The sequence below is a fragment of the Gorillibacterium timonense genome, assembly GCF_001457415.1.
In the GTDB taxonomy this organism is placed as follows: Bacteria; Bacillota; Bacilli; order Paenibacillales; family NBRC-103111; genus Gorillibacterium; species Gorillibacterium timonense.
This window is the reverse complement of sequence record NZ_LN881724.1, coordinates 19433-38115: the sequence shown is the minus strand read 5'-3', so window position 1 is coordinate 38115 and position 18683 is coordinate 19433. Positions and strand designations below refer to the sequence as shown.

The window sequence follows — 18683 nt, the reverse complement described above, 5'->3', positions numbered from 1 at the left end:
GCAAAAGACATGCGATAAGAAGCTTTCGCATGACCTTCTACAGATTCAAAATCCCTTGCTCCAACGCGATTGCCACCGCCTGGGAACGCGAATCCACCCCCAGCTTATTATAAATGCTCGTTAAGTGTGCCTTCACCGTTCGCTCGGAGATTCCCACATCAAAGGCGATTTCTTTGCTTTTAAACCCTCGGGCGACAAACTGCAGGATGAGGGTTTCTTTGTCGGTCAGTAAGGAACGCTCGCCTCCGGCTGGTCTTACAGCCTTCTGCTCCTCCCTCGCGGCTATTACCCGCTCCATCAGATCTGCGGACAGCAACGTCTCCCCTCTCACTGCCGACTCGATGTTTCGGAATAAATCGTCCCGATTGGTATCCTTTAGCAAGAAGCCTCTTGCCCCCAATGCCAAGCCATTTATCATCAATTCGTCTTCATTATACGTCGTCAAAATGATGACCGGAATCGAGCAGTTGCGCTCCTTAAGCTGCTTCATGGCCTCCAGCCCGCTCATGATCGGCATGTTCAAATCCATCAGAATCACATCCGGCTGCAATTCATCAATGAGGCGCAGCGCCTCTCCTCCGTTACCGGCTTCACCAACAACCTTAAATTGTTCGCTCGTTTCCAGGATCAGCTTCAAGCCTTCCCGGACGACAAAGTGATCGTCTACGATCAGGATGTTATAAACGCTCATGTAGGCTCTCCCTCAATGATGGATGTCTTAATCTTTATACTTGTCCCTTCCGAAGTGCTGCTCGCCTCCATCTCTCCGCCAATCAATCTTACCCGCTCCTTCATTCCCAGCAGCCCGTAATGGCCGGTATCGATGCCAATCTCGTCCGTGTTGAATCCTACTCCGTTGTCTCGGATCTCGATCCATAACCGCTCGTTCCGGTCGGATACCGTTACCCACGCCTTGTTGGCTTTGGCATGCCGGGCGATGTTGGTGAGGCACTCCGCCACCATGTGCAAGCTATGCTCCATCAGCACCCTGGACAAGCGTCTGTGAAGATCAAGGTCAAGGGATACCTCAATGCCGGTCGCATCTCGGAAATGCTGCACCTCATCCTCAATCGCCTCTTTGAAATCGATCTCGGATGCCGATTTCGCCCGCAGATTGTCAATCGCTCTTCGCGCTTCAGCCAATGTCGTGCGCGCCTGCTGCATGGACTGCTTCACAATGTCGTGGGCCCGCTCCACCCGTCCTTGTGACATGTGCGCATCCGCGGCTTCCAGCCGCATGATCAAGCCTGCGACCCCTTGCGCAAGCGTATCATGTAAATCCCGGGCCATACGCTGGCGTTCATTGGCCAGGGTCAGCTCTTCTACCTTCCGATGGGCTTCCTGCAGATCCCGCAGATAACTCTGGATGCGAATACGCTCGCGAACCTGCTGAAAGAACAGAATCGCATAGGCCAGCACAATGATCAGCATCAGAATAAATAGCGGAAGAAACAGAACAAGCTCATCGGTATCCCCGACGGTCAGGGCAGAATCAAAAAAAATGACAATGCTGATAAGGGCGACAAACACGACCCGCTTGGTCCGAAACGAAAAGCCGAGGCTATGGGCGATCAAAACAGGCAGAAGACCGATCAGAACCGCTTGATACCCTCTCGGCATCAAGATCGCGCACAAATAGATTAAAATGGCTTGAGCGGAATAATAGAACCAGAACTGCTTCTGCGTGACCCGATGGGAGGACCAATAGAGCAAGACATGAACCGTAAATAAACCAGTAAAAACGATGCTGGGCAAGATCAAGGGCTCCTTCAAATACTGAAGCACAACCGTTGCCGCATAGACCAGCGACACCCAGATGAGAATCGGCAGCCTGGAAGCAAAAAGCTCATGGATGGTCTGCAGTCCATCCTTCTTCTCGTTCAATCGGCCACCCCCTTGCTTTCATGATCAAGATTTACCTCTTTCATGGGAATCTATCCAAGTCCGTATCGTCTGCACATCTGTATCATAAGTACCACGCGATTTTCCGGCATCGTCCAAAAGGGCGCGAGCTTTTGCCCTTTCGGGCAGACCCGCCAAGATCATTCATGCGCCAAACCAAATCCCTTGTCTTTTCGCTGCAGCTTTTCGTTAACTTGGGCCATGATGGCAATAAAACTATCCATTTGCCGGCCATCGTCCAAGTCAACCAGCGCCGTACTCAACAAACGAAGAATCTGCTCATGGGCATGGGCGATCTGCTGCTTGCCTTTTTCGGTCAATCGAATTAATTTAAACCGTTTATCTCTGCCTTCCTGCGACTGATGCCACTCGACCAGATCCTTCTGCAGCAAACGGTTCAATCGATTCGAAATTGCACTTTTGTGAACCCCCTGCATCTGGGCAAGATTCCCCGGTGTAAATGGACCATGCTTATCCAGAATCGTTAACAGCTCGAATTGCTCTTTCGATAAACAAGAGTTGTTCTGATGGCTGATTTCTTCAAGAATTAAGGCAATCCCGCTCATCAATACCTCTTTAAAGAGATCGATTGCTTGAGATAATTTGGTGTTATCCATACCCATTCCTCATCTCTATAAGACTATCGACATCTGCACAGCAATTAGTTTATACCCATAAACCATTTAATGCAAGAATGCTCCTCTAAAGATAGTCCTTCAACCAGGCCAATGTGCGGCTCCAGCTTTCTCTGCGGAACGATGGTTTTCCGCTCTTCAGCATGCCGTGATTCGATAGGGGGAACCGAATCATTTCCACCGTCTTGTTAAGTCGCTTCAGCCCCAGATACAGCTGCTCCGCCTGCTCAATCGGGCATCGATAATCCTGTTCGGCATGAACGATGAGCAGCGGTGTCTCGATATTCTTGATATACGGAAGCGGCGAGCGTTCCCACAGATAAGCATAGTTGTCCCATGGCGTACCGCCGACCTCCGTTTCCGTATACTCGAATCCGATATCGGAGGTGCCATATAAGGATAGCCAGTTGGAAATCGAACGATGAGTAACCGCCGCGCGAAAGCGCGGGTTGCGGCCAAGGATCCAGTTGGTCATGAAGCCGCCATAGCTCCCGCCGGTCAGGCCTAATCTCGCGGGATCAAGCTCCGGATGAAGCTGCAGCGCGGCATCCAGAAAGAACATAAGATCCTTGTAATCCTCTCCGCCGACATCTCCCATGCTTGCTTTGGCGAATGACTGTCCATAACCAAAGCTTCCGCGCGGATTCATATAGATAACAGCCATTCCCTCGGCTGCGTGCATTTGAAATTCGTGGTTGTACGATGTCGCATACATCGCATGCGGCCCGCCGTGTATAAACAAGACAGTCGGAACAGAACGCGCTCCCGACGCATTCTTCGGTTTCACAACCCAGCCCTGAAGCCGGAAGCCGCTTCGCTCCACCCACAATTCCTGTGGTACGGCAAGATCCTTTCCGCGAAGAAATTCCTCATTCACTGCCGTCAGGCGAATCGTCTCTTTGGACTGTAGATCAATGCGGTACAAATCACCCGGATGATACGCCGTCGCGGCAGCCACTACCAAATAACGACCCTCTCCGGAAAAGGCGTACTGATAGACATGCATATCGTCCGAGGTGCAGCGTTGAGGCTTCCCTTGCCCATCAAACCGGTACACATGAACGCTGCCTTCCTCCATCACCAATGAATACGCACCATCCGGTCCCGCCAGCGGGAATCCGCCGGAATGAGCGGGCAAGGTATCATTTAACGTAAAGCTGCCCAACTGTCTGTCGAAATTCGTTGTCAACTCGATGCGCTCGCCGTTCTCTAAAGCGATGTGGTATAAACTGTCCTGGGTCCCGCTATGGTAGGCTCGATTATTGCCAAGGCAAAGAATCGAGGCTCCTTCATGATCGTATTCCGCGCTGCGGATGAACAGATCGGAACTCGTCTCCTTGACAACTCCGATCCCATCGCCGCCAATTGTCGCTGAATAGACATCTTGAAACGGGTTTTTGTCAGGGTCCGAACCGTCATCCTCCCAGAACTTGGCCGGAAACAATACCTTCTGCGAATCCGGGGACCATTCAGGCTGCGAAACAATCACCTTTCCCGTGACCAGAGGCTTCACCTGCCCATTCGTCAGATCGACGACATAGAGATGTTCGAAGGAGCCGTCCCATAATCCGACTCCCTCCGCTCGCGGCTTTGTCCGCTGAATGACCTGCCAGGGTCCCTCTTGACCCTCGGCTGAAGAAGAACCGGTGCTTGCTGGTACTTTCGTTTTGGACGTGTACGCTAAATACCTTCCGTCAGGAGACAATGCGTAACGGATTACGCCTTGTTCGGCGGAAGTAAGCTGCCGCGCTTCACCGCCAGTCCTCGGGATCGACCACACCTGCTGTCCCTGTGAAGCGGTGCGAATAAACAGCAGCGCACTGCCATCGCGCGACCATGCCGGCGATCCATCCTTTGGCCCGTATGTAAACGAAGTTGATTCTCCGCCATCCAGCGATACGATGCGGATATGAGAGCGATAATCGTCCGTCTGCCGATCTATGCTTCTCTCGACATAGGCAATCGTATTGGAGACGGGGCATACAACCGGATCTAGCACCCAAGTATAATGATAGATATCCTCTGCGATTACTTTTGATTGACCGTTCATTGAACCCTCTCCTCTCTTTTCCTGTTGCATCGCGGATTTCATCGAAGTAATGATTCATAATTCCGATTGAAATTATATGAATTAATATTATTGGTGTAACGATGTGGTGTCAAGTGTTGCAAATCCGATCGTGCACAGCTCACTCTACGAATCGTTCTGCAACTTCAGTAAACTAGTGTTCATCCTATTCTATAAACAGTATGAGGTAGTATGTGAAAAGGGTTAAGGAGGATTATATGCAAAAAAAATACACCGTTTAGGTGTACCGAGCATTTATCCAATAAACACGAATATGTGGATCGAAATTTTCCCTTCATATCTACAGCGAGTGAAAAGTATATGACCATTACCCTATGCAGAAGTCCGTGACTTTTTCAACGAAAGCAGACCTGTAGGAAGCGCATATGCACTTCCTACAGGTCTGTCCATTGCCTCTGCTATAGGCAGCTCCAGCTGCTTTTATTTAGACAAGTCCTGGTTCAGATCGAGTAATTTCCCACCGACTTTTATAACTGATGGAAACACGGGGTCATTTCCAGATCAAGCTGAAGATTATTATAACCGCTTAAAAGAATTAGGAGTCAAAACAGATTTATATATTCCTGATATAAATGAGAACAAAGAAGTTCATAGGTACATGAACACGATTAATACTAAGGCCACTCGAACTTATATTCAGAGGAAATTAGCCTTCTTGGATAGTTTAAATTAATGGTGATAGAAATTAATAAAAAAGCAGCGTTGCCGGTTTCTTCCCAGGCTTTCTTTTCCGGTTGCAGCGGGACATACCGCAGCTTGCCTGCCGGAGGACTTCGTTCAGTAGCTCCTCCGGCAGCACCTCACCGGTGTTTACATCGTCCATTCGCTCCCCCCTTTCCCAAGAGATTGTTGCTGGCAGCTAAACCACTTGGAAATATCCAGTAAAGTCAATCTTTCCGCATGCTAGTGATCGGTCACAAGAAAGGAAGGAACGATGGGAAAACGAATAACGTACTGAAGTTTCATTTTCTGAGAATGGAATTTCATTTTCCGAGAGGAGTGATGGGGTATGAAAAACATCCGAGTTGTGGTGGACGTGCGAAAGGTTACGCAGTAATCGTAGAGGACAAATTCCTCTGCGAAAAGAATGAAGGAGGAATTGGCTATGGTTATTTCATTGAAGCCCGTGTCGATTGAGAATTGGTATGCCTGTACCCAGCTTAAGGTAAAAACGGAGCAGCTTGATGTCTTTCCTGCACCGGTCGTGTATTGGATTGCCGAATCGAAATATGTGGATGAGTTTGAAGTGCGCGCTATTTACTCGGAAGAAGAGCTTGTCGGGTTTCTCGTCTTTTGTCTGCAGCCCGATAAGGATGGCAATCACTGGATTCCGGCGATCATGATCGACGAAAAGCATCAAGGAAAGGGCTACGGCAGAGCAGCAATGGAGCGGTTGATGGAATGGATGAGGCTGAATCTCTCCGCTTGTAAAAAAATCATGATCGGACATCGGCCCAACAATCAAGTGGCAGAGAGATTATATGAGTCCTTAGGCTTTTCCAAGGTTAGTGAAGAAATCGTCGATGGGGAAATCATTCGCCTTCTGAAAATCGAGTAGGAAGAGCCTCGCTTGGCCATCAAAAAAGGGCAGTCCTGATTGCTGTTAGGACGGCCCTTTTGATTGGCTCGCGAAGTTCTTCATCGTATAAGTTGCCCATCGAATCGGGCTAACAGCCTCGGCATTCCGCCTTCGAGAACCCCTTCCGCTCTTGGCATGGGCTTGGAGGCAAGAAACAGCGAACCGCATACAGCTGCCGAAAGCCGCGCCTATGCAGAATACGGGCAGCCCGATTGCTTTGATAACGACTTCCGGCCAAGATGACGACCTTATCATCCGGAGAAAGCTCCTTCTCCCACACGTAAGGTAGACGTCCCAAGGAAATGTTAATGGATCCCGGGACGTGTCCCTTCTCGTAGTCAAAGGCATCCCGGACATCGAGCAGCTTGGCATTTGCATTCGTATGCGAGATCTCCAGCCCCTCCTCCCTCTTCACATAACGAAGGGAAGGCACAGGCCAAAACCCGCGTAAGCCCAACAGAAAAATGGCTCCAGCTATAAAAGATAAGAGGATCATCAGGAACATCAAGGGAAGTCCTTTCTATTAACGACTCTTCACGATGAGGTCGACGGCCTCTTGGACGATCTTGCCGGTGTCTTGCCCGCCGGTCTCCTGCTCATCCCGGATGCATTTCTGCAGGTTCTCCGCCACGATCTGCGCAATGGCTTTATCGGAAGCGTTACGGACAGCCGAAAGCTGCGCGACAACCTCTTTGCACGGCTTTCCTTCCTCCATCAGACGAAGAATCCCCCGAATTTGGCCTTCGATTTTTTTTAGGCGTGTTTTCATGGGTTCGGTATAGTGAGACTCCATTGTCGCATGCTCCTTTGCCGATATCCGGGTCCCGTTCCGGCGTAGCTAGAGATTATGAATGAATGGGGCACATCTTTGCTCTATACCAATACCCCTATGGGTATTATAGGCGAATGAAACCGTGTTAACAACCCCCAATCTGCGAACAACCATGATCTGCTCGAAAAAAGAATAGGCGACCGTTCTTCGGTAGATACCGAAGAACGGTCGCCGCCAGCTATCATCAGAATCCAATCGCATAGGCTCCTGGCCCGATCAAGGCGATGGCGATGGCCACCACCACAAGCACGAAAGGATACTCAATGCCGCCTTTGTCTACCCAGTAACCGTTAGGGAGGTGAACTTTCACCATAGCCCCCAGCATGGTAAGGACGATCAAAGCGGCCGCGACAGGTGTAAGTAAGCCCACTGCAAAAAGCAATCCACCTGCGAGTTCGGCCAAACCGGCCAACACCGCCATCAATACCCCCGGCTTAATCCCGATCGACTCCATCCAGCCGCCGGTTCCCTTCGGCCCGTAGCCTCCAAACCACCCGAACAGCTTTTGTGTACCATGTCCAATAAAGCTGACCCCAATCACCAAACGAATTAACAAAAGCCCCAAATCCATCATTGTTATTCCTCCTATAAGCTTACTTTTATTTAGCTTATTACTTTATGTTTGAATTATAATGTGGTACACTTACTTTTGTCAAGCTACTTACAACGTGACCATCCATTGGGAGTCGAATGGCCACCGCTTGACCAGCACCGAAGTGAACGCAGCAGCCGCCTGGTTCCGAGGCACGGTGATCGGAGATCATCCCGCGGCTGATCCGCCGATGATCTCAATCAAGGAAAATAAGCTCTCTTGTCGAATAAAGGATGTAGGGAATGATAAAAATTCATCTAGAGTGTGTCTATGTCTTCAAACTCATGGGATAGCCGAGTTTGAAGACACGCTCTAAAAAAGAATCGCAGGTGATTTTTTGTACCACGTTGTTCTAATTTCGGAAAACAGAATTCTGTTGAAAAAAATCTATGAAATGCTGGAGGATCCCTCCTTGTTCCGGATTCATATTGTTCCCTTCAGCATGGATGCCGTTGATGCTTTTCGTGAAACACATTCCGATATTGCAATCGTAGACACTTCCCTCTTCTTACCTTTTGAAGATATTCTCGATCAGATGTATCAATACAATTGGCCCTTTCATGTTCTTCTCATCTGTCATGAAGCCGATCTTGACTATCCAAGAAAGGATAATCTATTTTTGCTGGACAAGGATACCCTTAGCAAAGAACTGTTTCATGAAATTATCGACCATATAAGACAACGACACTCGTCTTCCTTACAAAATCGGAATACGAAGATTACGGTTAACTGGAATGGAACGCACTCGGTTATGATCCAGCCGGATTCTTATCATATTCTTGTAATAAGGACTTTTCATGAGACGGATATGCTGGATAGTACCACTTGCCATACCCTGATTGAAAAAACGGCTCCATTCTGTAATCTGCATTTGCTTCATACGTCAGGTTCGATTGCTATCTTCTATATGAACCGTTCTCAAATCAAAAAAGAGTTTCATTATACCCAGCTTTCTTCCCTCATCTTTCAAATTTTGGGGCAGCAGACCGCTTTATTTTACAAAGAAAACATCTCCTGGAAAAACCTGCAGGCTACCTTTGAGGAAATGGTAGATCGAATTCCGCTCCTCTATTTCATACAGGGTGACAGCAAAAGCCTCCAAACCTTACAACATCCCGTCATTACGCCTACGCGGAATGATCTGAAAAATCAGTTTATATTATTGTTGACCAATCTCTTAGACCTTGATATAGAATCAGCCAAGCATATTTTGCAGGATATCTATATACACACCATTAAGGCAAGCTATGATCGTTCGGTTCTGGAATATATCCGCATGCACTTACAAATCGTATACTCCTTGTTTTTCAAGGAACGCATTGATTTCCGATTCCCTTGTATTGAACAAGAACTGGCCTGGCTGCTTGAATCGAAACTTTTTATCCCGATAGAGTCCCCCTCTTCTATGCAACAAGATACGGTAAAACAATGCATACTAACGCTCTATAATGAATACCAAACAACGATTTCGCTTGATGGCATCGCAAACAAGCTAGGGCTGAATAAAATTTACGTAAATCGGCTTTTCAAAAGCCAGTTTCATCGGACAATCGCAGAGTGCCTTCACATCCTAAGAATGCAAGAAGCGAAGTATCTGCTTCTTTTTACGAATGAAAAAGTCTATCATATTGCCTCTTCTGTCGGATTTAGTGATACGGGTTATTTTATTAAGACCTTCCGCAAAACGACCGGCTTTTCTGCACTTGAATTCCGTTTATTAAGAGAAAATAAGGAGGACTTCAATCAAAATTATGCGGGCCTTATGGAAATATAAAAATGGTATTTTAGCCTTTAAAGAAATAGAGGACCCCCAGCTTTTATCTGAAAATGACGTGAAAATTAAGGTGATGTATAGCACCATTGGCATACAAGATCTTCGAGTGTATCGAACATGGGACTTTTATGCCAAAAACGGTTTGGCCGGATATGAAATGTCCGGTATCATTGTAGACTTGGGATCTGCGGCAAAAAAAGACGGCTTCTACATTGGCCAGCATGTATCGGGTACGGTCGCTAAATTTTGCGGGAAATGTGCCTATTGTGAGAAGGAAGAAGAAAACAACTGCCTGGAAATAACCTCGAATGCCGGCACGATCTGTGATTATATCGTTTGGGATAAGAATCAGCTTGTACCCATTCCAGACGATATGCCCTTTTCCATAGGTTGTCTATTGGAGCCCGTAGCCGTTGTTTATCATGCCTTCCGCAAAGCGGCTATCAAAAAAGGAGAGAATATTTGCATTTTTGGCGGTGATTTTAATGGATTAGTGCTGCTTCAGCTTGCCAAACAGGCAGGAGCCAAAACGGTTACCCTTGTAGAGCCTAAAGAAGTAAACCAAAAATTGGCCAGACAGCTTGGGGCCGATTTTGTAGTAGATCCTCGCGAAGATACCTATAAAACCGAACTGATGAAATTGTCGGATTTCATTGGATTTCAGTCGGTTGTTCTAACCTCCAGTCATCCGGAATGGCTTTCGGTCTCCACAGACTTAGTTGCCAGAGGCGGTACGATCATGCTCATGGTGTATTATGACCTAACGATCGATTTTTCGATTAATTCGATTAAGTTTTTCCTTATGAACATAAAAATAACAAGTTCCTTTTTATACACAAAAAAGGAACTTGTCGAAACCCTGGCTATTCTTCATTCATTAGACTTGCATCCCTTAATCCATTTAGAATTTCCAATGAAGGATTCTCTCACTGCCTTCGATGTAGAGCAAAAATTTCATTATCCGCGAATAGGCTTAACGATTAATGACTGATCGTTGATGCAGCAGCATCCAACTTTTTACGGGAAACATTTAATTTGCCGTCAACTGATTTTCCAAATACAAAAAACCGTTGGTACAAAAATTCAGTAACGCCATTTACTAATAAGCTAATGAAAGTTACAAGATAGGGATTCCAAGAAAGAACCTCTACCAAATGATCACCCATTATCGTAGTGACCGGTGTAAAAATAGCATAATACACGGCTACCTTCGTCATGGCTATTGAAATATTATTGTTTGCTTTAAAAGTAAACTCTCTATTCAAGGTAAAATTCCACAAGACAGAGATCACCAGCGCGGTTACGTAACATAACCAATAGGACCAATGGGTAAATTGATCAAGCAGTGTAAACATCAGCATTTGAATGACGCCGGCAGAAGCTGCGATTCCAAAATACTTAACCGTTCTGAACAACTCTGTTCTTGCTTTATTTACCATGCGAATCTCCTTTCTTCCGCAAACGGATACGGGCATGATCAGGTTATAGGGGTAAAGCCACTTTCATGTCGTGTATAGCTTTGTCTAACCGGACCAACACTTCCCTCGCCGTTTCCTCTTTCATTAACAAGCCTGGTTTAAACTGCAACGCGGACTTGTCAAAGTTCGCCATCACCGCCCAGACACCATTTCTTATTAGCGATCCCATAAGAGCAGCCCCGCCCATGGGATGAGAGGTTTTGATCCCCATAATCACTCCACACTGCCTGATTTCGGTAATAAATTCAGGGTACTTCGCCTTCATGTCAGCAAGTCCTTTTGCAAACAGAGCCGTCAGCCTATCTACATTCTCTTGTGTAGAGGGTCTAGATGTAATTTCCATAGCCTTCGATGCTACAATACAACCCAACTCGGATGCATTAAAAGAGGAGACATGGGCAAATCCGTCTTCCTTCAACCATGCTCCGGCTTCTTCCGACATAATGACGGCTGACATTGGATAATAACCGCCGGAAAGTCCTTTGCCCGTTACAATGATGTCAGGTGTCGCGCCGAATTTACTTACGCACCACATCTGACCACTTCGCATGAGGCCGGTTTGCACTTCATCGGCGATATACATAGCCCCATATTTATGCGCCAAATCCTGAACGCCCTTATGATAGCCTTCAATCGGCATAGGAAAACCTGCTGTAGCCGGAATGGTCTCGATGATGACACACGCCGTATCGTTTAATTTCAATACTTCTTCCAAGCTTTCCAGGTCATTATACGGGATATGCGTATAGTGCTCCGGATTCGGCTTCATATTAAAAAATTCGGCCATACTTTCATAGCCAGCCTGCATCGAAATTCCCGTTGAACCATGAAAGGCACAATCAAGTGCGATGACTCGGGTTCTTTTGGTCGCTCTCCTGGCAAATTTGATCGCTGCGTCATTGGCCTCACTGCCACCATTTAGCATATACACATACTTCATATTGCCGGGTGACACTTTCAAGAGTGCATTACACAATTCATTCTTATATTCAGATGGGAAATAATGATTCCCTGCATCCACCAATTCTGCGCCTTTTATCAAAGCTTCTTTGACTTCTTCGTTTCGGTGGCCCAAATTAAAGACTCCGCCGTTGGAATGCATATTAATGAATTCATTCCCGTCCAAGTCTTTAAAAATGCTGCCGGCCCTTTCCCCCATGGAAAGCTCTATGCCATATCCTCGAAAGGTATCCACTTTATTGGGGTTCCACATTTCATACGCTTCTTCATAAATTTGATGTGCCTTACTCATTTGAAGTCCTCCCTTATTTGTGGATGTTCTGCAATGTTGGTCTTGTAAAAACCGCACCGGATACGGGCAATGCTTTTTTCTTATATTTTTTCATATACTCTTTGGCTAGAATAACCGTTCCCTTGGCATAAAAAGCAAGGATTTCTGGGGTAAGCTCGACGGCTTCTCCGTCGCCAGGCATAACCGAACTGATCCGGCATATTAAGCTTTGCAGCATTCCGATTCTTCTCATCATAATGAACGTCCAAATTTCTTCTTTATCTTCATTGGAGATGGGCAAGACAGATTCATAGCCCTTTATGATCTCTTGAATGATCTCTTCCAAATCAGGCCTATGCTCGATTAATGCTACGGCGCCTGCAATTTCATACATGTACCAGCCCTTGCCGCAGTCATCAAAATCCAGCACACCGATCGCATTGCCATTCTTCAAAAGATTGGCTGCCCGTAAATCACTATGGATCATTCCATATCGGTCCGGGGATTTCCCATAGGACTCCAACCGGCTTTTTGTCATTTCCACACAACGATCCAGAGCTGCGATTTCAGAAACGGTTAGCCATTCTCTAGAGCGGTAACTTTCTCCATAAAAATTATTCCATTCTACTCCAAAAGTGCCCTCGAAATCCCACTCCATTCTTTTATAATAAGCAGGCTGCTCCCACTTTTTTGACTGTGCATGAATTTTCCCGGCAATCATCCCAACCTCAAAAAAGAGTCTGCGATCCATATCGTTCATGGAGGACTTTCTTTGCAGCTTTCCCACTTTTGCGTAAATACCCGCTGCAAATTTAAATAAAGGAATCGTAATCTTATCCGGGATTTTATCAATTTTGCGAATCATCTCTCCGACCGCTTTGTTGTCATCACTGCTATCTACAGGTGCACGGCCTTCTAGAAATGAAAAGCATACAACGTATCTTGTTTCCCTATATTCCGGAGTTTCAATTGCCTCCACATAGTTTCCTGCTTCTGAGGAAATAGGATCGGCCAGATGGATATCGGTCTCTTTTTTCAAATCCATGATCCACTGCAACTCGGTAAGGATGGTTTCTTCTTCTGCATAATCCAGTCTATGAACACGCATAATGATTTTTGGTTTTCCTGCTGCTTCCACGGAAAATGTTGCATTCTCTGTGAAGTTTAATAACTTCATGGTAGCATGTTCGGGGTATCCCCATTTCAATAAAGCACGTCTTCCTACCTGTTTGACATGGTCGACCTGTTGTTCAAAGGTTAATTCTCGAAATTTACCTGTATGCTGTGTTTTCATATGTCACCTCATCTCCGGGCTATAACGCACATATACTTGACTCTTCCCGTTAGCATTAACTTTAAAAATTATATTACTTCACTTTTTCATACATGAAAATGGGAAGATGTAAACTTCCAAGCTGATTTTATGGTAATATTCTATAACGAATTGCGTAATAATATGTAACACATAAATGTCAATAATCGAAAACGCAGAAAAAAGCCACGGGATTCCCAGGAGAGAATACCTGAGCTTCTCGCGGCTCTTAGCGTGAACTTAATCCTACAGCGCACTCCAGGACATGGTCATGCTCGCACTTTTTTAAGCCAAAAAAAGTATTTTCATAATGATTTGTTCCTGGAAGACAATTGATTGTTAAAGGTTTTGTACCTATCAGTCATACAGCCATGGTGCTAAGATATTTTTATACTTGGTAGTTAAGGAGCTGTTTTGGTGTCGGATAAAGAAAAGCTTATTTCGGAAGTGCTAATACTAGCAGAGAAGGCTGGATTATATCAAATCACACCTATCGAGCTTAGTAATGGTGGCAACCTGATCATTCACTTGGATCCGCATCCCATTGTTGCCCGAATAGCCACTGTCCTATCAAAAGAAGATGCAGACTATGCCTACAAGACCCTTGATCGTGAGTTAAGGGTAGCCCATCACCTTCAATCCAAGGGCATACCTGCATTATTACCATCTGACCATTTGGATGCAGGGCCACACGATATTGGTGGCACATGGATGACATTCTGGAAGTATGTCCCACACACACCATTAAAACCTCCCTCACCAAGCGAGGCCGTTGAGTTAGTAAACGCCCTTTCATTAGGTATGAAATACTTCTCAGGCGAAATCCCTCTACTTGGCGTTTGGGAGCGGACATGTCATTCGGCTAAACGATTGATGAACCATCCCGATCCGCGCATACAGGCACTGTTAAAGGTGTTCGTAAAAGTGGATCGACAGATGCGTCTCGAAACAAGCTTGCTAATCCCATGTCATGGAGATGCCCACACAAGAAACTTACTCCCCAGCCCTGAGGGTTGGATCTGGTCGGACTTTGAAGATCTATCACGGATGCCTGCATATTGGGATCTGGCTTCCTATGTCGGCAATCTTGCATTATTCAACGGAGTTCAGGAGCCAACCTTCATGTACATATTGAGCCAATTAAACAATGGATCCGATCTAGAAGCCTTTGGATTTGCTATTACCGCACGTACACTCATGTCCACATTAGGTAATCTGGATTTCGCCCTTGCAGGCAACGGAGATTTGGAATTTGCATCTAAACAGCTTGAACTTGCAGAGGATTTTATTCGTCAGATTGATCTAATCATTCAGAAAAATGGAGAAGCCCCTTAAAGCCCGGAACAAAAATAGCCCATTGCGCATGGACTAACGGGGAAGATTCAAAACAGTTTAATTGGATGTGCTGGTATGCCAATTCATTAGCATCTCTTGAGCTTTTTGCGGATCGTCCATGAGCAGCGTCCGATACTCCAGCATCTTGTTTAGGGTGTCCAGCATTTGGTCGTATTCATCCTTCTTGCGTTCGATCTCCTTTTTCTTGCCGCGAATCCAATCAATAATCTGCAGGTTCGTGTGCGCATTGGCGTCGTGGTCCTGCAGAACTTCCTTCAGTTCAGCCAGCGAACAGCCGATGGACTGAAACTTCTTGATGAGCTTCAACCGCTCGATAGCCTCTTCCGAATAGGTACGGTAATTGTTGCGTTCTCGCCGGACATGCCGATCATCCAGCAAGCCTTCCTTTTCATAAAAGCGGATCGTATGGATCGTTAATCCCATCTTGTCCGCCAATTCCTGAATTTTCATGATCATTTCTCCTTTGGACCACTTGCCCTAGAGTTCACTTCATAGTTTATGCTTAACAGGATCAAGCAGTCAACTCATGAAGGAGGATATCCTTATGCATGTTTTTGTTACAGGAGCAACCGGGTATGTCGGTTCCGCAGTCGTCCAGGAACTGATCGGCTCGGGGCATACCGTATCGGGTCTTTGTCGTTCTGAAGAGAAAGCCGCGGGATTAAAGGTGGCGGGAGCCGAAGTGGTGTACGGCGCGCTGAACGATCTCGATACTCTGGGCAGCGCTGCCGCGGCTGCCGACGGCGTGATTCATCTGGCGTTCACCAACGATTTTTCCGACTTTGAAGGTGCGCTAGCTCTGGATTTGCGGGCCGTTGAAGTCATAGGTGCGGCGCTCGAAGGCTCCGGGAAGCCGTTCATTACCACGGCTCACGCAAATGGACATACTGTAGATCATGCAGTGCTCGCAATGGCAGAGCGGGGGATTCGGACATCGATCGTCTCGCTTGCACCGTCCGTACACGGCGAAGGCGATAAGGGATTCGTGCCCATGATGATCAACATCGCTCGGGCGAAGGGCTTCGCCGCCTACATCGGCGACGGAACGAACCGCTGGCCGGCGGTTCACCGCCTGGATGCGGCGGTTCTGTACCGCCTGGCACTGGAATCCGCCCCCTCGGGCTCACGACTGCTTGGCGCCGACGATGAAGGCATTCCGCTCCGCGAGATCGCCGCTGTCATCGGGCGGCAATTGAACGTGCCGGCGGTCAGCATAACACCTGATGAAGCAACCACCCATTTCGGCTTTCTTGGCACCATTGCGTCATTCGACATCACAAGCTTGTACAACACTGCGCAAGCGAGTCTGGCAACACGGGAGCTTCTGAGCTGGAAACCGGTGCAGCCCGGATTGATCGCGGATCTCGAAGCAGGACATTATTTTGCATAAAAAAGGATTGTACCAAAAGCCATTAATGGCTGCTTCTGAGCTAGAACAGTTGCATGCATGTGGGAGAATGGGTTTTGAAAAAGTAAATCGATGTCCTAAAAGCCCCGACACGGATGCTTCACAGTGATCATTCCTAATATCACGGTCTCTTCCTTTCTTCATGCAGTTACTTTGCAATTGTCCTTCCATGCTCGTCGTTAGGCACAAGCTGTCCGTTATAATCCCCACAACGACTAATGGCTTCGCCCTCTGAAAACAAAGGGCGAAGCCATTAGATATTATTGATCCGCTGTAATTCTGGCCGGCCTTTATGACTACCACCAGTCAGCGATCATTACTAATTTCCATATGTTGTCTTCATAACGGAATAAGAATAATTGACGGTCCTCTACGATTCCTTAATTTCCATAGATTATTTCTTTATACTCAACAACAACTGGTCTGATATCCTTTGCAGGTGATGATAAATTATCGATTGATCATCCATTAATCACTCATCCTTTTATACGTCCTTCAAAATATTATTTAATCAGTTTCGGATAACGTTTGTTGTATTCACGAACCCTCACTGGCTTAAGGGGCGTTAGCCCCGGGTCCGACGGACTTAGCAAGTGCAGGGTTGTCTGCTGATTCTACTCCACCGAAAAGCTTCTTGCAGACCAAGAGCCGCTTGGCCCGCCGCGTGAATACGGTGTTATATGAAGTCTCCGACCTCCTGAAATACTGTCAATCTCTTAATTGATATTCGCCAAAATGGTATTCTTTCAAATCACAATTTCCTAAGTGGAATTTATAAAACTCTTCATTCAATTGTTCATTAAAATAAGTATTAATAATTCTACAGACACCACCATGAGTAATAATCAGAACATTCTGTTTTATGTATTTTTCTTTGATTTCATCAAGTAAGTTATAAATTCTTTGTGCTACTTGTAAAAGTGACTCGCCTCCAGATAGTCTACTAGGAAAATGCTTCTTTGCTATTTGAAAGTCTTCACGATCTCGAATCACACCTTCAAATACCCCGTAGTTCTGTTCAATTAACCTGTTATCAATCAGTATGTCTTTACAAATTTCTCTAGATATTATTTCTGCTGTCTTTATTGCTCTACTCAATGGAGAAGAAATTATGATATCTATTTGCTTTTCAATTATTATTTTTGATAATTCTTTAGCTTGTTCAATGCCTCTATCAGTCAATTGCACCTCAGTTATTCCACAAACTCGGTTTTCAGAATTCCATTCAGTCTGACCATGTCTGGCTACATATAAATTCAAAGAATCATCCCCATATTATTGAATTTCCCAATTTGGAAGAAGTTGAAGATTTTAGGTTTTGTACTCGGAGATTTCAGATAACGTTCTTGTATTCACGAACCCTCACCACCTTAAGGACCGTAGGTCCGGCCGCGATGCGGTTAGGTGCAGGGTTGTTTGCCTGAATCCGCTTCTCCGAAAAGCCACTGGCAGACCAAAGGCCGTCAGGCCCACCGCGTGAATACGGTGTTAGCTGATGTGCGGTGCATCTTCGAATCACTTAACTAAATGAGATCTTAAAAAATCAACAATCTCCTTAAAGGCACTTTGAACTGATGAATTATGGAAATTCTGATCAAATGCATGATCAGCCCCATCTAATGTTATTAGTTTTGCTTCTACACCAGTTTCCTTTAGCTTTTCATACATTATTACTGATTGTTCGAAAGGTACATCAGTGTCTTGATTACCATGTAGAAATAATGTAGGTGGGAATTCTGATGTAATATTATTAATTGGGTTATATTTAGTTAATGCTGTACTATCATTAATACCTTCGATTCCCGTTACTTCTTTAATCCAGACACCATGCTGTCGACAATATAAATAAAAATTAAATCGCTCCCATTGACCATTTGTTAATTCTCTATCACCGATATACTCATAGGCGGTTTTCTTATTAATGATGGGTCTCTGGCAGTAATGTTCACTTGGTTCTGAATACCATTGCCCGAGAATATCCCCATAACCATAGAATGATACAATAGCTTTTGGTCTGATATCCATAGTTCCTATTAATAAACTAAGATAGCCACCAGCTGAACTACCCATAACTGCAATATTAGTAAAATCAAAATCATACCATTCAATTGCTTTTGTTCTTACCCAGTTAAGTGCATCTTTAATGTCTTCTATTATTTCTTCAAAATCAGTTTCTGGAGCAAGCCGATAATCTATATTAACTATACTAAATCCTGAACGTCTGAAATATTCAATTTGCTCTAAAGGTAACCATTCTCTAGTTCCAAAAATTAATGCTCCTCCATGAATATAAATGATTACCGGAGAATTACTTCCCTGATAATAAATATCAGCACTTATTGAGCAATTATCTGCTTTTTTAAAGATCTTTGTATCCTTCAATACTATATCTCCTTTCGATCTTACCGCATTTCAGCTAACGTTCTTGTATTCCCGAACCCGAGAGGCTTAAGGCGCGTTAGCGCCGGGTGGCTCCGCTACTTAGCCTCGCAGGG

The 18683-nt window shown here is 45.7% G+C and carries 19 protein-coding genes; 5 read left to right on the top strand and 14 right to left on the bottom strand.

Features of this window, described 5'->3' with window-relative positions; translation table 11 throughout:
• Positions 1-37: 37 nt before the first annotated feature.
• The 5 genes from BN2684_RS12995 to BN2684_RS24535 all read right to left on the bottom strand — a co-directional run bounded on the left by BN2684_RS12995 (position 38) and on the right by BN2684_RS24535 (position 5449).
• Positions 38-691: a response regulator gene (locus BN2684_RS12995; protein WP_058302615.1), complete on the bottom strand. Its 654-nt coding sequence runs from the start codon at positions 689-691 to the stop codon at positions 38-40.
• A complete protein-coding gene (locus tag BN2684_RS12990) occupies positions 688-1884 on the bottom strand; it encodes a sensor histidine kinase (protein WP_058302614.1) in 1197 nt (398 codons plus the stop codon). Before BN2684_RS12990 ends, BN2684_RS12995 begins: the two co-directional genes overlap by 4 nt.
• Positions 1885-2042: 158 nt before the next feature.
• Entirely contained in the window at positions 2043-2519 is a 477-nt protein-coding gene (locus BN2684_RS12985; RefSeq protein WP_058302613.1) for a MarR family transcriptional regulator, read from the bottom strand.
• An 85-nt stretch (positions 2520-2604) separates the two neighbouring features.
• Positions 2605-4587 carry a S9 family peptidase gene (locus BN2684_RS12980; protein WP_058302612.1) on the bottom strand — a complete coding sequence of 661 codons (1983 nt, stop codon included), beginning with the start codon at positions 4585-4587 and terminating at the stop codon, positions 2605-2607.
• A 724-nt stretch (positions 4588-5311) separates the two neighbouring features.
• Positions 5312-5449, bottom strand: a complete 138-nt coding sequence (locus tag BN2684_RS24535; RefSeq protein ID WP_159065797.1) for a hypothetical protein — start codon at positions 5447-5449, stop codon at positions 5312-5314.
• Positions 5450-5731: 282 nt separating this feature from the next.
• On the opposite strand from BN2684_RS24535, the gene BN2684_RS12975 reads away from it, so the two are divergent.
• A complete protein-coding gene (locus BN2684_RS12975; RefSeq protein WP_082651948.1) occupies positions 5732-6184 on the top strand; it encodes a GNAT family N-acetyltransferase in 453 nt (150 codons plus the stop codon).
• Positions 6185-6293: 109 nt separating this feature from the next.
• Here the strand turns inward: BN2684_RS12975 and BN2684_RS12970 are convergent, their stop codons facing one another.
• The 3 genes from BN2684_RS12970 to BN2684_RS12960 all read right to left on the bottom strand — a co-directional run bounded on the left by BN2684_RS12970 (position 6294) and on the right by BN2684_RS12960 (position 7611).
• On the bottom strand, positions 6294-6662 hold the full coding sequence (locus BN2684_RS12970) for a rhodanese-like domain-containing protein (protein ID WP_234340237.1): 369 nt from the start codon (positions 6660-6662) through the stop codon (positions 6294-6296).
• A 66-nt stretch (positions 6663-6728) separates the two neighbouring features.
• Positions 6729-6998: a metal-sensitive transcriptional regulator gene (locus tag BN2684_RS12965; RefSeq protein WP_058302610.1), complete on the bottom strand. Its 270-nt coding sequence runs from the start codon at positions 6996-6998 to the stop codon at positions 6729-6731.
• Positions 6999-7221: 223 nt separating this feature from the next.
• Entirely contained in the window at positions 7222-7611 is a 390-nt protein-coding gene (locus BN2684_RS12960; protein WP_058302609.1) for a DoxX family protein, read from the bottom strand.
• 430 nt (positions 7612-8041) lie between these two features.
• Here BN2684_RS12960 and BN2684_RS12955 point away from each other — a divergent pair, with 430 nt between their 5' ends.
• Together BN2684_RS12955 and BN2684_RS12950 are read left to right on the top strand one after the other, a co-directional pair.
• The gene (locus BN2684_RS12955) at positions 8042-9403 is read left to right on the top strand and encodes a helix-turn-helix transcriptional regulator (protein WP_058302608.1); all 1362 of its coding nucleotides are present in this window, start codon (positions 8042-8044) and stop codon (positions 9401-9403) included.
• A complete protein-coding gene (locus BN2684_RS12950; RefSeq protein WP_058302607.1) occupies positions 9381-10394 on the top strand; it encodes a zinc-dependent alcohol dehydrogenase in 1014 nt (337 codons plus the stop codon). Before BN2684_RS12955 ends, BN2684_RS12950 begins: the two co-directional genes overlap by 23 nt.
• Here BN2684_RS12950 and BN2684_RS12945 read toward each other — a convergent pair.
• The 3 genes from BN2684_RS12945 to BN2684_RS12935 are packed head-to-tail and all read right to left on the bottom strand — an operon-like array spanning position 10384 to position 13406.
• Positions 10384-10842, bottom strand: coding sequence for a GtrA family protein (locus tag BN2684_RS12945; RefSeq protein WP_058302606.1), 459 nt, complete (start codon positions 10840-10842; stop codon positions 10384-10386). The genes BN2684_RS12950 and BN2684_RS12945 overlap by 11 nt on opposite strands.
• Positions 10843-10885: 43 nt before the next feature.
• On the bottom strand, positions 10886-12133 hold the full coding sequence (locus BN2684_RS12940) for a class-III pyridoxal-phosphate-dependent aminotransferase (protein WP_058302605.1): 1248 nt from the start codon (positions 12131-12133) through the stop codon (positions 10886-10888).
• A gap of 13 nt (positions 12134-12146) precedes the next feature.
• Positions 12147-13406 carry a phosphotransferase enzyme family protein gene (locus BN2684_RS12935; protein ID WP_058302604.1) on the bottom strand — a complete coding sequence of 420 codons (1260 nt, stop codon included), beginning with the start codon at positions 13404-13406 and terminating at the stop codon, positions 12147-12149.
• A gap of 435 nt (positions 13407-13841) precedes the next feature.
• Between BN2684_RS12935 and BN2684_RS12930 the strand changes: the two genes are divergently transcribed.
• Positions 13842-14759 carry an aminoglycoside phosphotransferase family protein gene (locus BN2684_RS12930; RefSeq protein ID WP_058302603.1) on the top strand — a complete coding sequence of 306 codons (918 nt, stop codon included), beginning with the start codon at positions 13842-13844 and terminating at the stop codon, positions 14757-14759.
• 57 nt (positions 14760-14816) lie between these two features.
• On the opposite strand, the gene BN2684_RS12925 is transcribed toward BN2684_RS12930, so the two are convergent.
• Positions 14817-15230: a MerR family transcriptional regulator gene (locus BN2684_RS12925; protein WP_058302602.1), complete on the bottom strand. Its 414-nt coding sequence runs from the start codon at positions 15228-15230 to the stop codon at positions 14817-14819.
• Positions 15231-15324: 94 nt separating this feature from the next.
• Here BN2684_RS12925 and BN2684_RS12920 point away from each other — a divergent pair, with 94 nt between their 5' ends.
• Positions 15325-16170, top strand: a complete 846-nt coding sequence (locus tag BN2684_RS12920) for an SDR family oxidoreductase (RefSeq protein ID WP_058302601.1) — start codon at positions 15325-15327, stop codon at positions 16168-16170.
• A gap of 726 nt (positions 16171-16896) precedes the next feature.
• On the opposite strand, the gene BN2684_RS12915 is transcribed toward BN2684_RS12920, so the two are convergent.
• A complete protein-coding gene (locus BN2684_RS12915) occupies positions 16897-17448 on the bottom strand; it encodes a histidine phosphatase family protein (protein WP_082651945.1) in 552 nt (183 codons plus the stop codon).
• 255 nt (positions 17449-17703) lie between these two features.
• Positions 17704-18570 carry an alpha/beta hydrolase gene (locus BN2684_RS12910; protein WP_058302600.1) on the bottom strand — a complete coding sequence of 289 codons (867 nt, stop codon included), beginning with the start codon at positions 18568-18570 and terminating at the stop codon, positions 17704-17706.
• Positions 18571-18683: the final 113 nt, after the last annotated feature.

Bases quoted from the DNA above. Each gene is read 5' to 3' on its own strand.
- BN2684_RS12995 (WP_058302615.1), bottom strand. From the start codon at position 691: ATGAGCGTTTATAACATCCTGATCGTAGACGATCACTTTGTCGTCCGG.
- BN2684_RS12985 (WP_058302613.1), bottom strand. From the start codon at position 2,519: ATGGATAACACCAAATTATCTCAAGCAATCGATCTCTTTAAAGAGGTA.
- BN2684_RS12980 (WP_058302612.1), bottom strand. From the start codon at position 4,587: ATGAACGGTCAATCAAAAGTAATCGCAGAGGATATCTATCATTATACT.
- BN2684_RS24535 (WP_159065797.1), bottom strand. From the start codon at position 5,449: ATGGACGATGTAAACACCGGTGAGGTGCTGCCGGAGGAGCTACTGAAC.
- BN2684_RS12975 (WP_082651948.1), top strand. From the start codon at position 5,732: ATGGTTATTTCATTGAAGCCCGTGTCGATTGAGAATTGGTATGCCTGT.
- BN2684_RS12965 (WP_058302610.1), bottom strand. From the start codon at position 6,998: ATGGAGTCTCACTATACCGAACCCATGAAAACACGCCTAAAAAAAATC.
- BN2684_RS12960 (WP_058302609.1), bottom strand. From the start codon at position 7,611: ATGATGGATTTGGGGCTTTTGTTAATTCGTTTGGTGATTGGGGTCAGC.
- BN2684_RS12950 (WP_058302607.1), top strand. From the start codon at position 9,381: ATGCGGGCCTTATGGAAATATAAAAATGGTATTTTAGCCTTTAAAGAA.
- BN2684_RS12945 (WP_058302606.1), bottom strand. From the start codon at position 10,842: ATGGTAAATAAAGCAAGAACAGAGTTGTTCAGAACGGTTAAGTATTTT.
- BN2684_RS12940 (WP_058302605.1), bottom strand. From the start codon at position 12,133: ATGAGTAAGGCACATCAAATTTATGAAGAAGCGTATGAAATGTGGAAC.
- BN2684_RS12935 (WP_058302604.1), bottom strand. From the start codon at position 13,406: ATGAAAACACAGCATACAGGTAAATTTCGAGAATTAACCTTTGAACAA.
- BN2684_RS12925 (WP_058302602.1), bottom strand. From the start codon at position 15,230: ATGAAAATTCAGGAATTGGCGGACAAGATGGGATTAACGATCCATACG.
- BN2684_RS12920 (WP_058302601.1), top strand. From the start codon at position 15,325: ATGCATGTTTTTGTTACAGGAGCAACCGGGTATGTCGGTTCCGCAGTC.